This window comes from Kitasatospora sp. CMC57 (assembly GCF_045866025.2).
Taxonomy (GTDB): Bacteria; Actinomycetota; Actinomycetes; order Streptomycetales; family Streptomycetaceae; genus Kitasatospora.
This window is the reverse complement of sequence record NZ_AP035881.2, coordinates 1,114,991-1,128,675: the sequence shown is the minus strand read 5'-3', so window position 1 is coordinate 1,128,675 and position 13,685 is coordinate 1,114,991. Positions and strand designations below refer to the sequence as shown.

General features: G+C 72.7%; 13 protein-coding genes. 3 read left to right on the top strand and 10 right to left on the bottom strand.

Annotated elements, in window-relative coordinates; genetic code table 11:
- Positions 1–12: 12 nt before the first annotated feature.
- The 9 genes from ACKUU6_RS05265 to ACKUU6_RS05225 all read right to left on the bottom strand — a co-directional run bounded on the left by ACKUU6_RS05265 (position 13) and on the right by ACKUU6_RS05225 (position 8,851).
- Positions 13–234, bottom strand: coding sequence for an MbtH family protein (locus ACKUU6_RS05265; protein WP_407987264.1), 222 nt, complete (start codon positions 232–234; stop codon positions 13–15).
- Between the two features lie 112 nt (positions 235–346).
- Positions 347–1,780, bottom strand: a complete 1,434-nt coding sequence (locus ACKUU6_RS05260) for an amidase family protein (RefSeq protein ID WP_407987263.1) — start codon at positions 1,778–1,780, stop codon at positions 347–349.
- Complete coding sequence (locus ACKUU6_RS05255; RefSeq protein ID WP_407987262.1) at positions 1,773–3,032, bottom strand: MFS transporter; 1,260 nt, start codon at positions 3,030–3,032, stop codon at positions 1,773–1,775. The genes ACKUU6_RS05260 and ACKUU6_RS05255 overlap by 8 nt, the downstream gene beginning before the upstream one ends.
- A complete protein-coding gene (locus ACKUU6_RS05250; RefSeq protein ID WP_407987261.1) occupies positions 3,025–4,305 on the bottom strand; it encodes a glutamate synthase-related protein in 1,281 nt (426 codons plus the stop codon). Before ACKUU6_RS05250 ends, ACKUU6_RS05255 begins: the two co-directional genes overlap by 8 nt.
- A complete protein-coding gene (locus ACKUU6_RS05245) occupies positions 4,302–5,318 on the bottom strand; it encodes an asparagine synthetase A (protein ID WP_407987260.1) in 1,017 nt (338 codons plus the stop codon). Before ACKUU6_RS05245 ends, ACKUU6_RS05250 begins: the two co-directional genes overlap by 4 nt.
- Positions 5,315–6,625 (bottom strand): methylaspartate mutase, encoded by a 1,311-nt coding sequence (locus tag ACKUU6_RS05240; protein WP_407987259.1) that lies wholly within the window; start codon positions 6,623–6,625, stop codon positions 5,315–5,317. Before ACKUU6_RS05240 ends, ACKUU6_RS05245 begins: the two co-directional genes overlap by 4 nt.
- The gene (locus ACKUU6_RS05235) at positions 6,622–7,110 is read right to left on the bottom strand and encodes a cobalamin B12-binding domain-containing protein (RefSeq protein WP_407987258.1); all 489 of its coding nucleotides are present in this window, start codon (positions 7,108–7,110) and stop codon (positions 6,622–6,624) included. Before ACKUU6_RS05235 ends, ACKUU6_RS05240 begins: the two co-directional genes overlap by 4 nt.
- 200 nt (positions 7,111–7,310) lie before the next feature.
- Positions 7,311–8,474: a helix-turn-helix domain-containing protein gene (locus tag ACKUU6_RS05230; protein WP_407987257.1), complete on the bottom strand. Its 1,164-nt coding sequence runs from the start codon at positions 8,472–8,474 to the stop codon at positions 7,311–7,313.
- Between the two features lie 194 nt (positions 8,475–8,668).
- Positions 8,669–8,851, bottom strand: coding sequence for a hypothetical protein (locus ACKUU6_RS05225; protein ID WP_407987255.1), 183 nt, complete (start codon positions 8,849–8,851; stop codon positions 8,669–8,671).
- A gap of 283 nt (positions 8,852–9,134) precedes the next feature.
- Here ACKUU6_RS05225 and ACKUU6_RS05220 point away from each other — a divergent pair, with 283 nt between their 5' ends.
- The 3 genes from ACKUU6_RS05220 to ACKUU6_RS05210 all read left to right on the top strand — a co-directional run bounded on the left by ACKUU6_RS05220 (position 9,135) and on the right by ACKUU6_RS05210 (position 11,591).
- Entirely contained in the window at positions 9,135–10,172 is a 1,038-nt protein-coding gene (locus tag ACKUU6_RS05220) for a helix-turn-helix transcriptional regulator (protein WP_407987253.1), read from the top strand.
- A 283-nt stretch (positions 10,173–10,455) separates the two neighbouring features.
- Positions 10,456–11,013, top strand: a complete 558-nt coding sequence (locus ACKUU6_RS05215) for a CchlQ (RefSeq protein ID WP_407987252.1) — start codon at positions 10,456–10,458, stop codon at positions 11,011–11,013.
- Between the two features lie 47 nt (positions 11,014–11,060).
- Positions 11,061–11,591 (top strand): GNAT family N-acetyltransferase, encoded by a 531-nt coding sequence (locus tag ACKUU6_RS05210; RefSeq protein ID WP_407987251.1) that lies wholly within the window; start codon positions 11,061–11,063, stop codon positions 11,589–11,591.
- A 33-nt stretch (positions 11,592–11,624) separates the two neighbouring features.
- Here ACKUU6_RS05210 and ACKUU6_RS05205 read toward each other — a convergent pair whose 3' ends face one another.
- Positions 11,625–13,682 (bottom strand): beta-galactosidase, encoded by a 2,058-nt coding sequence (locus ACKUU6_RS05205; protein ID WP_407987250.1) that lies wholly within the window; start codon positions 13,680–13,682, stop codon positions 11,625–11,627.
- Positions 13,683–13,685 lie beyond the last annotated feature (3 nt).

Here is a 13,685-nt window from a genome sequence, read left to right as displayed (position 1 = left end):
GATGAATGACGGTCAGGAGCTCTGGGTGGTCGGGCCGGCCGCGATCAGGCTGGCGGGCCGCAGGTCCGTCCAGTGCTCCTCGATGTGGGCCAGGGCGGCGGCCCGGGGGGCGGCCTCCAGCACGGTGGTCCAGCCGGCCGGGACCTCGATGGTGGCGGGCCACAGCGAGTGCTGGTTCTCGTGGTTGACCAGGACCAGGAACTGGCCGTCCTCGTTCTCGAAGGGGTTGCTCATCTCGTCCTCCTGGGACTTGTCGGATTCGCTGACGGGGAAAACGCTAGGGGCGGGTCCGGGCCGTTCGGGGAAGTAAGCCGGGGCAGTTGCCCGGCAGTTCCGCTGCCCGTTCTCAGCGAAGCGCGGGGGTGCGCCGGACGGCGCAGGCCTCGGCCAGCCGGAGTGCCACCGGCAGCAGCCGCTCCAGCGTGGGCGGCCCGAACACCGAGAGGCCGATCGGGAGTTCACGGAAGTGGCCGACCGGTAGCGAGATGTTCGGATAGCCGGCCAGGGCGGCGGGCGTGGAGCTGCCCGGGGTGCCGGGGTCGCCGAGTTCGTAGTCGATGACGGGTGCGGGCTCATTGGTGGCCGCAAGCACGGCCTGGACGCCGTACCTGCGCATGGTGCGGTCGAGCAGGGTGCGGGCCTGTTCGCGCGAACTGTGCCGGGCCGGCCCGGCCTTCTCGCGCTCGGCCTCGCCGATCAACTGGGCCTGCTCGAACAGGTCCTGGTCGAAGAGCGAGAGCTCCACCGGGTCGGCCCGGTTGCCCTCGATCAGCTCGGCCAGGGTCTGCGGGCCGCCGGGACGCCCGCGCAGGTACGTCTCCAGGCCGGGGCGGAACTCCGCGTACATGGCCAGCAGCCCGTCCTCGACGGTCTGCCGGTCCAGCGCCAGGTCGACCGGCACCACCGCCACCCCGGCCGCGCGGAGTGCCTGCACCGCGGCGTCGAGCACCGCGTCCACCGCGCCCGGCATCCGGGGGACCCGCCAGAGGCCGACCCGCAGCATCGCCGGGTCGGGTTCGGCCGGGGGCCGTCCGGTCAGCGCCGCCATCGCGAGGGCGGCGTCGCCGAGCCGGGCCGCCAGCACCCCGACGGTGTCCTGGACCGGTGAGATGGGCACGATGCCGTCCAGCGGCAGCAGCCCGGTCTCCGGTTTCACCCCGACCACCCCGCACAGCCCGGCCGGGCCGACGATCGACCCGTCCGTCTCGGTGCCGAGGGCCAGCGGCGCCATCCCGGTGGCGACCGCCACCGCCGAGCCGGCCGAGGAGCCGCCGGGGCTGCGGTCCAGCCGGTACGGGTTGCGGGTCTGGCCGCCCGCTCCGGACCAGCCCTCGGTAGCCTGGGTGGAGCGGAAGTTGGACCACTCGGAGAGGTTGGTCTTGCCGAGCACCACCGCGCCCGCCGCCCGCAGCCGCCGGACGATCCCGGCGTCCCGGCGGGGCGGGTTCGCGGTCAGCAGGCGGGAGCCCGCCGTACCGCCCAGCCCGGCGGTGTCGATGTTGTCCTTGACCAGGACGGGGATGCCGTCCAGCGGGCCGCGCTCGGCCCCGGCGGCGTACCTGCGGTCGGACCGGGCGGCCTGCTCCAGCGCACTGTCGTCCACCGCGAGCACCGCCCCGACCAGCGGGTCGACCAGCTCGATCCGGTCCAGGCAGCGTCGGGTGAGCGACACGCTGGTCAGTCGTCCGTCGCGCAACTGGCGCTGCAGTTCCGGGAGTTCGGGGAAGGTCGAGGTGCTGCGGTCGCGGTGCCCGGTCTCCGGGTGCCCGGTGTCAGTCAAGGCGGACACCCCGCAGGCTCGGGGTGCCGACCGTGATCAGGGCGGCGACCACGGCGAAGGCGGCGAAGACCGTCATCGCGGTGGAGAAGCCGAGCAGCGTCACCATGGTGCCGACCGCCACGTTGGCCACCGGGGCACAGGCGAAGATGGCCAGTGAGAGCACCGACATCACCCGGCCGCGCATCGCGGGTTCGGTCCAGCGCTGCGCCATCGAGACCAGCACCAGGCCGAACTGACCGGCCACCAGGCCGAGTACGCCGTACAGCACCATGCCGAGCGGGAGCGAGTCGATGAAGGCCATCGCGGTCAGGCAGACCGCCGAGGCGGTGACCCCGAGCGACAGCACGAGACCGCCGCGCCGGCCGGGCGGCCAGGCCATGGTGACCACGGAGCTGGCCACCGCGCCGACCGTGTAGCCGGTGAGCAGCAGGCCCGCGCCGGTGGCGCCCGCGTGGAGCCGGTTGGAGAGCAGCACCAGGCCGATGTTGACCGGTGGGGCGCAGGCCAGTTCGGTCAGCGCGATCACCAGGATCACCAGCCGGATCCGGCGCTCCCGGCCCAGGTAGCGCAGGCCGTCCAGCAGCATCTCCTTGAACGGCGGCTTCTCGGCGGCCGGGGCGGGCGGTGCGACCGGCTCCCGGGTGTAGCGCACCCGGGCGGAGGCGAAGGCGGAGAGCAGGAAGCTGACCGCGTTGGCGACCGCCACCAGCGGGACGCCGCCGAGGGCGATCAGCCAGGCGCCGATCGGACCGCCGACCGCCTGTCCGCCCCGGAGACCGAAGACGAACAGCGCGTTGCCCCGGACCAGGTCCTTGTCGGCCAGGATGAGCGGCTTCACCGAGCCCGAGGCGGGGATGAAGAAGGCGCTGACGAAGGCCAGCAGCAGCGCCGCGCCGAGCAGGATCGGCACCGACGGGGTGCTCACACTCACCGCCAGCGCGGCGCCCAGCATCACGGCGCCCCGCAGCACGTCGGTGATCACCATCACCCGGCGCGGTCCGTGGCGGTCGGCGATCACTCCGCCGCCGAGCAGTCCGATCAGCCGGGGCAGGCCGGCCAGCATCAGGACGGTGCCGGTCATCGCCGGGCTGACGTCCCGGATCAGGGTCCAGGTGAGCGCCACGTACCAGGCGGAGTCGCCGAGTTGGGACAGGCTCATGGCGCCGGTGAAGGACAGGTAGTTCAGTCCGAGCGGCCCGTCGGCGCGCTTGGGCACCGGTTCGTTCTCGGTGCGCGGGAGCGTGTCAGCCATGACGGACGACCTCCGGGAGTCGGTGGAGCGGCGGTACGGTCTCGGGCGTCGGCCAGACGTCCTCGGGACCGAGGACGGCGGGGCTGTACTTGCCGAGCGAGCTGACCAGCAGCCGCAGTTCGAGGGCCAGGCACTCCACCAGCCTGGTCAGGCCCGCCTCCGGGTCCTCGTCGGTGGCCAGCAGGGCGGCCCGGCCCAGACCGGCGGCGGTGGCGCCCAGGGACAGCGCCTTCACCACCCGGCTGCCCTCCCAGAACCGCCCGGAGGCGAGCAGGCAGTCGGCGCGCGGGCCGATCCGGGCCAGGCACTCGCCGAGCGGCAGTCCGGAGTGCGCGATGGTGGCGACGGGCGCCCAGCCGGTGCCGCCCTCGGCGCCGTCCACGGTGACCGCGTCGGCCCCCGCGGTCCAGGCGATGTCGGCGGCGAGCGCCACGTCCCGGCCGGGGTGCAGCTTCACCCAGACCTTGACCCGGGGGTAGTTGTTGCGCATCAGCCGGATCTGCTGGCGCAGGATCTCCTCGGTGAAGGTGCCGGGGCTGCTGCACCGCAGCACCCGGTCCGCGTCCGGGCCGAACACCTCGTCCAGCGCGTACTGTTCGTCCACCCGGGCGGCGGCGGCCCGGTCCAGTACGGTCATCCCGCCCAGGCCCGGCTTCGCCCCCTGACCCACCTTCAGCTCGAAGGCCAGCCGGCCGCTCTCCAGCAGCGGCTGGGCGGCGGGGTCGCTGTAGACCAGGTTCCACACCTCGGCGTCGGCGTCCTCGGTGCTCTGCTGCACCGCCACCCCGCCCAGCCCGTCCGGGAGTTCGTCCAGGTAGGCGGTGATCCGGCCGAGCGCGGTGCGACGGGTCCGCTCGCCGCCGCGGCCGTAGCCGCTCATCGGCACGATGTTCTCGCCGATCACCATCGGGATGCCCAGCCGCCCGGCCTGCCGGCTGGCGGCCAGCACCTGGTCGGTACCGGCCGCCCGGGTGGAGCCGAAGGCGGAGAGGTAGAGCGGCAGGGTGGAGCGCAGGCCGCCGATCACGGTGTCCAGCGCGACGTCGGTGTGCAGCGGTTCGCGGCCCAGCTCGATCAGCTTCTCCAGCCGCTGCGGCATGAACACCGGCGGGGTGATCCGCAGTCGGTCCAGCTGGTCGGCGCCGGTGACGGCCTCCGCGCCGAACAGGGTCTGCCCGTAGTGCGCGTCGGCGGGGAAGGCGGCCGCCGCGCCGAGCCTGGCCCGCTCGCGGATCGCCTGCTCCGGGAGGCCGCGGGTGCGCAGCCCGGTCACGGGGACACCACACCGGGCAGCTTCGGGAAGGCGTTGGCCTGCCAGGCACCGTCCAGTCCGGCCAGGTAGCGGGTGAACCGCTCGACTCCGATGCCGAAGCCCGCACTGGCCGGGATGCCCTCGCGGACCAGCTTGAGGTACCAACCGTACTTGGCCGGGTTCTCGCCGGTCTCCCGCATCCGGGTGACGATCCGGGCGTAGTCGTACTCCCGCTCGCTCCCGCTGCACAGCTCGCCGTAGCCCTCGGGCGCCAGCAGGTCGAAGTTCCGCAGCACGCCCGGGTCCTGGGCACTCTCCCGGTCGTAGAAGCCGCGCGAGCCCTTCGGGTAGTCGGTGACGAAGAACGGCTGGGCGGAGCGGCCGGAGAGCAGTGCCTCGCCCTCCCAGTCGATCTCGGCGTCCGGGTTCTGCGGGTGGCCGAGGCCGATCAGCTCGGCCACCGCCTCCGCGTGGGTACGGCGGCCGAAGGCCTGCTTCAGCAGGGCGGTGAAGACCGAGGTGTCCCGGCCCAGCGCGGCGAACTCGGCGGGCAGGTCGGTGACCACCCGGGAGACGATGTGCCGGACCAGCTCCTCCAGTACGGCGGTGATCTGGTCCCGGGAGGCCCCGGCCATCTCCACGTCGATCTGGTGGAACTCGGCCAGGTGGCGGCTGGTGTTGGCGGTCTCCAGCGGCTCCAGGCGGACGTTCGGCGCGATGCAGAAGATCTTCGGGAAGGCCAGCAGGGAGGCCTGCTTGTAGAGGATCGCACTGGTCATCAGCTTGTACTTGTGGCCGTAGAAGTCGACGTCCACCTGCTTGGAGCCGCGCCCGCCGGGGTCGGTGACCGGGCCGATGATCGGCGGCAGCATCTCGGCGAACCCGGCGCCGGTCAGGTACTCCCGGGCCGCAGCCAGCATGTGCTGCTGGAGCCTGAGCACCGTACGGGTGGTCGGTGAGGTGAGGTGCTGCCGGGGGTCGGTCGGCGGGAGCAGCAGCTCCCGGGTGGTCGGGGCGTCGGCGGTGGTGGTCATCGGGCGTACTCCTTCTGCGGGGCGGGGGTGGTGAGTTGGCGTATTCCCGCGGTCTCGACCGCGAGCCGGTCGAACCGCTGCTGGACGTATGAGAGCGAGCCGAGCAGGCCGGCCGAGGTCATCCGGCCGATGCCGCGCCCGGTGCCGCGCACCGGCATCGCTCCGGTGTCGGACCAGTGCAGCCGTCCGGCCGAGTCGAGGTAGCTGCGGGCCCGGCCCGCGTTGTCGGGGTGCAGGCAGTACGGGACGTCCAGGATCCCGAGCGCGAACGCCTTGGTGAGGGCGCGGCCGAGGTCCTGGTCCAGGTCCAGCACCGCCTGCACCAGCGCCAGCGCCTCCTGGTGGATGCCGGTGTCCTGGACGCTCGCGGTGGGCCTGACCTGCTCGGAGGCGCGGGCGGCGGCCTCCAGGGCAGTGACGTTCTCGGCGATGGTCGGGATCCGGTGCGCCTCGGCGGAGGTCTTCACGATCAGCCTGGCCGCGCCGGTGCGCACGGCGAGCCTGGCCGCCTCCTCCAGCAGCAGCCGGGCGCCGCCGGGGGTGCGTGGGTAGACGCCCATGTAGGCGTAGATGACGATGTGCCAGTCCAGGTCGCCGAGCAGCGAGGCGGCGATCCGGCCGAGGGCGGTGACCGCCTCCTCGTCCTGGGCCGGGTGGGTCTGCTGCGCGTAGCTCAGCGAGACGCTGCGCAGGCCGTGCTGGCGGAAGAACAGCGCCTCCAGCACGCTGATCGCCACCAGCAGCCCGGGCGGCGCGAGTTGGCCCATCATGCAGCCGCCGAAGGTCTCCAGGTGCGGTTCGGCCCCGTGCTCGCGCAGTCGGGCCAGGATGGCGCAGCTGGCCTCCCAGTTGGCCACCGACTGCTCGATCGGCGTCCGGCTGTACGGCAGGCAGTACGAGATCGGACCGCCCTCACTGGCCGTCAGCCCGGCCGCCACCACGGCTTCCAGGATGTCCTGGGGGGCGGCCGAACCGTGCCGGACCTGGACCGGGAAGCCGGTGCCCGCGATGCCGTCGGTGACGGCCCGGGTGGTGGCGGTGCTGTACGCCACGATCGGGTAGCCGTTCAGCGGCACGCCGTCGGCCAGCGCACGCCGGGCCGCCTCGTGGTCGCCGACCCGGGTGTAGCTGTCCAGCGTGATAGTGCCGACGGTGCTGGCGTCGGCCCGCCGGGTGGCGAGCAGCCCCTCGCGCATCAGGTAGGGGTCGCTCATCCCCATCCGGGGCTGCACCACCAGGTGGCCGGAGCGGCGGGCGGCCTGCACAAAGCCGCCGAACGAACCTGCGGGCAGTACGGGCGGGGTCATCGGACACTCCCGGTCGGCAGCGCCCGACGGCCGGCCGGCAGGGCCCGGACGAAGTCGTGGAAGCCGACGATGCCCGCGCTGTCCTCGAACACCGCGTCGAAGCCCGCGTCGACCAACTCGCTGACGGGCGATCCCTGTTCGGCGCCGGAGATGCCGAGCTTGCCGCCGATGACGATCGGGGTGGTGTGCAGCTCGGGGCAGTCCCGCAGCTGTCCGATCACCCGGCGGCCGTCGTTCAGGCCGTGGCCGTTGACGGTGGAGAGGACGATCAGGTCGGGGCGGCGGGTCCGGCACTCGTCGACCATCAGCTGGTCCGGCACGCAGGAGCCGAGGTTGGTCACCCGGTGGCCGAGCTCCTCCAGCAGGAGCTGGAGGTAGATCAGGTTCCAGGTGTGCGCGTCGGAGGCCACACTGGTGACCACGACGTCCAGGCCAGGGGCGCCCGGCCCGAGGGCGGGTGGGCAGGGGTGATTGTCCAGCTCCATGATCGACTCTCACAGGGGTGGTGGTGGGCTCGCCGAGACGCGGGTGCGGTTGCGGGGGTGCGGGCACCGGCCCGGTCGGCGGAGGCGCTCCGGTGGTGGCGCCAGCAGCAGAGGCTAGGCAGCCGAGCCGGGCGGGCCAGGCAGTTGGGACCGGCAGCAGAGCGGCGGTTCGGAGTCTGCCGCTCCCTCGCCGCCCGGCGTCAGACGGCGGCGAGCAACCGGACGGCAGGTGACGGCAGTTCGGCGAGGGTTCGGCGGACCAGGCCGGGCACGGTGAAGCACTCGACGCCACCGGCGGCGCTGCGGATCAGGCCGCGCAGCAGCAGGGCGTGCACACCCCTGGCCACCTCGGCGGCCGGCCTGCCGACGTAGCCGACGATCTCCTCGAAGGTCCGGGGACGGCCGCTGGCGGCCAGCAACCGGAGCAACTGGCTCGGACCCGGACCGAGTTCGTCGGTCGCCGTGTGCACGGCGGTACGCAGGTCGGGCCCGGTGCCGTCGGAGACCGGGGAGCAGGCCACCGCCAGCGGATCCTCCCTGGCCCAGGCGAGCAGCCGGTGCGGCGGGTGGATCAGGCACCAGTCGGCGGCGTGCTCGATCGCGGCCGGCAGCCCGTCGAGCCGTCGGCAGAGCTCGGCCACCACGGCCACCTCACCCGGAGCGAGCTGGTAGCCGGGCCGGACCCGGCGGACGTGCGAGAGGAAGAGCTGTACGGCGTCCTGCCGGAGCAGCGCGGCCGGGTCGGCGCCAGGTGCGGGCGGGGGAGCGGCCAGCGGGGCCAGCGGCATGACCCGTTCGCCCGGCACTCCGAGCGGTCCGGTGGCGGTCGCCAGGACTCGTAGGCCCGGGTGCCTGCGGAGGAGTTCGCCGATGCCGGGATCGCTCGGCGCGGCGCCGTCCAGCACCAGCAGGGCGTCGCCGGCGAACGGGCGGGCACTCGGGTGCCAGCAGATCTGCCAGCCGCCCGCCCGGAGTTGTTCGGCGACCTCGGTGGCGAGCCGGGTCTTGCCGACGCCGGGAAGGCCGGTGAGCGAGATCAGCCGCTGGCCGCCGGAGCGCAGCAGTTCCAGCAGGGCCCGCACCTCGTCGGCCCGGCCGAGCATGGTGAACGGGCCCACGGGGGTGGCCGGTTCGGTGTGCTCAGCCGCTGCGGCGTCCTCGAACGCGGCCCGTCGGGCGCCCTCCAGGCGCAGGGTGGAGGCCAGCAGCCGGACGGTCTCCCGGCGCGGCCGGTGCACCCGGCCCGACTCCAGGTCCCGTACCGCCCGCACGCTCAGCGCGGAGAGGTCGGCCAGCTCCTGCTGGGTGAGCCCCGACTTCCTGCGGAATTCCCGGAGCAGCCCGGAGAATCGGACGGAAATCATCGCTTCGTCCACGGTTTCCGTTCACCACGTCTCTCTGTCCGGAAATGATTGTTTCCTGCGGGTCCGGCGGTAATAGTGGGGTTCCAGGGGTGTACCCCTACTCCCGCTCGGCCGGGTGTGCCGAGCCGTCCGCCGGCGCCAGGGCCGCCCGGGTGGGGTGGCCGTCCGGCGTGGTCCGAGTCCGACCGGACGGATCAGCCCCAGCCCAGGTCAGCGGCGGTCGGGCTGGGCGACGGCAGGCTCGTGACGGCGGGGGTCTGGGTGCCACCGTCGGCGACCGACCCGGCGACGGCCGAGCCTGCCGACAGGGTGGCGGTCAGCGCGGTGACGGTGGCGGCGACGAATACGGCGGCGGTGGTGAGAATCTTGCGGTCCATGGTTTCCCCTCCAGAATCCGGGTGCTCTCCGGGTTTTCCCGACAGGCCGAGTCTGCCGCCCGGGGGAATGGCGGGTAAGGCCCCCCAAGGGGTCGTGAGTACGCCATGACGCAGACACGAGGGGTCCATACCTGACATAGTCGGACAGAGGGATCCCGATGTGCTTGCGAAGTGAAGGATCTGGGGGGTGGATCAGGTGCTGGTGTGCCCGCCGCGCGTTACGATTGCGGACGCTTTCCTCGCATACACATTCGACCTGGATGGGACTGTGGACTTGGGCGCCGTGGCACCTGGCATCTCCTCGTTATTGGGCCAACTCGGCCAGGAGGAGCTGGAGTTGTTCCAGTACGTGGTCGAGCGGCAGCAGGTGGACGGCGACGAGCTGCGGGCCGGTCCGGCCGGTCCGGCCCGGGTCGACCGGCTGCTGGAGCTCCGGCTGCTCAAGCGCTCGGCCACCCGCCTCGGCATGGTGGTGGCGGGGGTGCCGGAGGCGGCGGCGATCGAGCTGCTGGCGCCGGTGCTCCAGGAGATCGAGGAGCGCCGCCGCGAGGTCGAGGCGACCAGGGAGCGGCTGACGGTCTTTCAGAACATTTACGAGCAGGCCCGCTTCACCCCGGGCGACTCCGGTGGCGTCCAGCGACTGACCGACCTGGACAGCGTTCGCGCGGTCATCACCGAACTGGCCGACCGGGCCGAGCACGAGATCCTCACCTCCCAGCCGGGCGGCGCCCGCAGGGACGACGTACTGAAGGAGTCGCTGGAGAAGACCGAGCGGGTACTGAGACGGGGGGTCCGGATGCGGACCCTGTACCAGCACACCGCCCAGTTCAGCACGGTGACGGTGGAGTACGTCGACCACGTGTCCCGGATCGGTGCCGAGATCCGCACGCTCGGCGACGGCTTCATGCGGATGCTGGCCTTCGACCAGTCGGCCGCCGTGATCGCGATGCGCGACAGCGACACCGGCTGCCTGCTGCTCCGCGACCCCAGCCTGGTCGACTTCGCCATCGGCGCCTTCGAGCGCGCCTGGACCAGCGCCACGCCCTTCCCGGAGAACTACAGCCAGGAGCGGGTGCTGGCGATCTCCGAGGACATGAAGCTCTCCATCGTCCGACTGCTGGTCCAGGGCCTGGAGGACCGGGCGATCGCCCGCCGGATGGGGATGTCGCTGCGCACCTGCCAGCGCCACGTCTCCGACATCATGGACAAGCTCGGCGCCCGCAGCAGGCTCCACGCGGGCTTCCTGATAAGCGAGTTGGGCGTCGACCTCAACCCGACGGGCACCCTGGGTGCTCCCGGGGCCCCGCGCGCGGCCGACTAGGCCCTGTCCGGGCGATCTTGTCGGGCGTGCGACGTCGGACCCGCCGCGCCGGCGGCTGATGTCACAGCCCGGCCGGACGCGCGGCCGAAATGCCCAAGTACGAACCAGTACGAGGCCGTTCCGGCCGCACACCCAGCCGGGCGCCCGACACCGCACGCTGATCCGACAAGATCGCCCGGACAGGGCCTAGCGGCGACGCAGCCCGCGATCGGCTTGCCCGCACCGCCCCCGGAGTCGGGTGCTACGGTGCCAGCACCGTCGGCCGGCAGGGGGAGCAGTACAGGTGGAGTGGGGGACTCTGGTCGCGACGCTGGGCGGCGCCGTGATCGCGATATCCGGCACGGTGCTGGCCGATCGACTGCGCAACCGGCACGAGGACGACCGTGGTCTCGGCGCCCGCCGGCGGGAGGTGTACACCGCCTTCATCGCCGCCGCGAGCACCGCGCACGCCGAGCTGGTCCGGCTCGCCCGGAACTCGGCCGACCCGGGCCTGGCCGGACAGGCGGAGGAGGCCAGCCGGGCCGTCCTGGTCGACGCCGGGCTCTACGACGTGCGCGAGCGGCTGTACATCGACGCCAGCGAACCGGTGGCCGGTGCGGGCCAGCGGATGTTCGAGCAGCTGCGGGCCCTGCGCCGAGTGGTGGCCGACGGCGCACCCCAGTCCTCCACCGCCTTCCACGACGCCTATCACCCGTACATCGAGGCGGTCTGGGCCTACCGGGTCGCGGTCCGGGCGGAGCTGGAGGGCAGGGCGCTCACCCCGGCCGTCTTCGGTTGGTCGGCCTGGGACGGCCGGGAGCGTTGCCCGGTCTGCCGGGTCGCCCCCGCCCCGGCCGGCTGACCCGCCACCGATTACCGGATCGGCCCCGGGTTCGACAGGATGGGGGTATGACCGAGATTCGCACGCCCCGACTCCTGCTCCGTCGCTGGACCGAGTACGACCTCGCGCCGATGGCCGAGATCAACGCCGACCCGGTGGTCATGGAGTGGATCGGCGACGGCTCCGTGCTCGACCTGGAGCAGACTGCGGAGGCTATCGAGCGCTGGGAGGACGGCTGGGACGACGAGGGCTTCGGCCTGTTCGCCGTCGAGCTGCTCGGCTCGGGCGAGCTGGCGGGCTTCGCGGGGCTCTCGATGCCGTGGCACCTGCCCGAGGTGCTGCCCGCCGTGGAGATCAGCTGGCGGCTCGGTCGGCACTTCTGGGGACAGGGCTATGCCTCCGAAGCCGCCCACGCGGCACTGGAGTTCGCGGTCGAGGACCGCGCCCTCGACCGCGTGATCAGCATCGCCCGGGTCGGCCACGAAGCCTCCGAGAACGTCATGCGCAAGCTCGGCATGGAGCTCGACCACGAGACCACCGACCCGGTTACCGGCCACCGCCTGAGCATCCACGCGATCGACCTGACCCAGTACGCCTGACCCACTGTGCCTGACCCCCGACGGCGGGCCGTCTCAGCTCGACGGTGCCCGCGTCGACGGCGCGCGCAGCACGGCCACCTCGCGCGGACCGAGCAGCAGCCCGTCCGGTTCGAGGTGATGGCCGGTGAGCGGGTCGCCGGTGAGGCCGGGGACGGGCACCGCCTCGTCGGTGCGGTTGACCAGGAACAGGTAGCGGTGTCCGGCGTCGGCCCGGACGGCCAACTCCACGCGGCCGCAGGCGGTTTCGGGGAGTTCGCTGCGTACGCCGGCGTGGTCGAGCAGGCCGGGCAGCACCCGGGCGAGCCCGTCGGGGCCGAGCCTCGTGGAGACGTAGGCGGCCGATCCCTCGCCGGCCGCCCGGCGGGTGAGGGCCGGCCTGCCGGTGTACTCGCCGGAGCGGTAGTGGGCCAGGACCTCGGTGGCGGGGTCGGTCACGGTGACGCGGTCGGTCCACAGGGTGCCGGTCAGGCCGTCGTCCAGGAGCACGCTGTCGCCCTCCAGCAGTGGTCCGAACTCCTCGATCCGGATGCCGAGCAGGTCGCGCAGCGCGCCGGGGTAGCCGCCCAGCCAGATGTGGTCGTGCTGGTCCACGATGCCGGAGAAGTACGTGGTGACCAGGTGGCCGCCCCGGTCGGCGTACCGGGCCAGGCGGTCGGCCAGCTCCGCCGGGACGACGTGCAGGACGGGTGCGACCAGCAGCCGGTAGCGCTCCAGGTCACTGTGCTGGGTGACGACGTCGGCGCGGATGCCGAGGGCGAGCAGGGCGGAGTACCAGTCGAGGGCCTCGCGGCGGTAGTCCAGCAGCGAGGTGGGATGGGAGTCGAGTTCGCTCGCCCACCAGGACTCCCAGTCGAAGAGGACCGCCACCTTCGCGGGCTCCCGGTGGGTGCCGGTCAGAGGTGACAACTCACCCAGCACTCGGCCGAGTTCGGTGACGGATCGGAACAACTCGCTGTCGGCACCGGCGTGCGGGACCATCGCCGAGTGGTACTTCTCGGCGCCGGCCACCGACTGGCGCCATTGGAAGAAGCAGACCGCGTCGGCGCCGTGGGCGACGTGCAGCAGCGAGTCGCGGGCCAGTTCGCGCTGGCGCTTGGCCAGGTTGACGGGTTGCCAGTTGACGGCGCTGGTCGAGTGCTCCATCAGGTACCAGGGGCGGCCGTCGGCGAGGTTGCCGGTGAGGTTGGCCGAGAAGGAGAGTTCGTCGCGGCTCTGCGGTCCGGGGCGGACGTAGTGGTCGTTGGAGACGAAGTCGACCTCCGCCGCCCAGTCGGCGTAGTTCATGCCCTTGGTGTCGCCCATCACCATGAAGTTGGTGGTGACGGGCACGTCCGGGGTGGCCGCGCGCAGGATCGCCCGCTCCGCCCGCAGGTGCTCCTTGAGCGCGTCGGAGGAGAACCGCTTGAAGTCCAGCTGCTGGGTCGGGTTGGGGTGGGAGGCGGCCAGCCGGGGCGGCAGGATCTGCGCCCAATCGCTGTAGCGCTGGGACCAGAAGGCCGTGCCCCAGGCGTGGTTGAGCGCGTCCAGGTCGCGGTAGCGGGTGCGCAGCCAGTCCCGGAAGGCGCGCGCGGCGTCGTCGGAGTAGTCGTAGATGTTGTGGCAGCCCAGTTCGTTGCTGATGTGCCAGGCCACCAGGGCGGGGTGGCTCGCGTACCGTTCGGCCAGGGCGGCCACCAGCCGGAGGGCGTGCTCGCGGAAGACCGGCGAGGTGGGACGCCAGTGCTGCCTGGCCCCCGGCCAGAGGGTCTCGCCCGAGGCGGTGACCGGCAGGATCTCCGGGTGCGCGGTGGTCAGCCACGGTGGTGGTGAGGCGGTGGCGGTGGCGAGGTCGACGGCGACGCCGTGGGTGTGCAGCAGGTCCATGATCTCGTCGAGCCAGCCGAAGTCCCAGGTGTCGGGTTCGGGTTGAATGCGGGCCCAGGAGAAGATCGCGAGCGAGACGATGTTGACCCCGGCCTGCCGCATCAGCCGGATGTCCTCCTCCCAGACCTCTCTGGGCCACTGCTCGGGGTTGTAGTCGGCGCCGAAGCCGAGCCGGGGGAGGGCGCCGTCGGCCGTCGCGAGCAGCTGGAACAGGGGCGTGCGGGTCATCAA

Coding starts and splice junctions, on each gene's coding strand:
- ACKUU6_RS05240 (WP_407987259.1), bottom strand. CDS start 6,625: ATGACCCCGCCCGTACTGCCCGCAGGTTCGTTCGGCGGCTTTGTGCAG.
- ACKUU6_RS05245 (WP_407987260.1), bottom strand. CDS start 5,318: ATGACCACCACCGCCGACGCCCCGACCACCCGGGAGCTGCTGCTCCCG.
- ACKUU6_RS05255 (WP_407987262.1), bottom strand. CDS start 3,032: ATGGCTGACACGCTCCCGCGCACCGAGAACGAACCGGTGCCCAAGCGC.
- ACKUU6_RS05205 (WP_407987250.1), bottom strand. CDS start 13,682: ATGACCCGCACGCCCCTGTTCCAGCTGCTCGCGACGGCCGACGGCGCC.
- ACKUU6_RS05210 (WP_407987251.1), top strand. CDS start 11,061: ATGACCGAGATTCGCACGCCCCGACTCCTGCTCCGTCGCTGGACCGAG.
- ACKUU6_RS05230 (WP_407987257.1), bottom strand. CDS start 8,474: ATGATTTCCGTCCGATTCTCCGGGCTGCTCCGGGAATTCCGCAGGAAG.
- ACKUU6_RS05225 (WP_407987255.1), bottom strand. CDS start 8,851: ATGGACCGCAAGATTCTCACCACCGCCGCCGTATTCGTCGCCGCCACC.
- ACKUU6_RS05235 (WP_407987258.1), bottom strand. CDS start 7,110: ATGGAGCTGGACAATCACCCCTGCCCACCCGCCCTCGGGCCGGGCGCC.
- ACKUU6_RS05265 (WP_407987264.1), bottom strand. CDS start 234: ATGAGCAACCCCTTCGAGAACGAGGACGGCCAGTTCCTGGTCCTGGTC.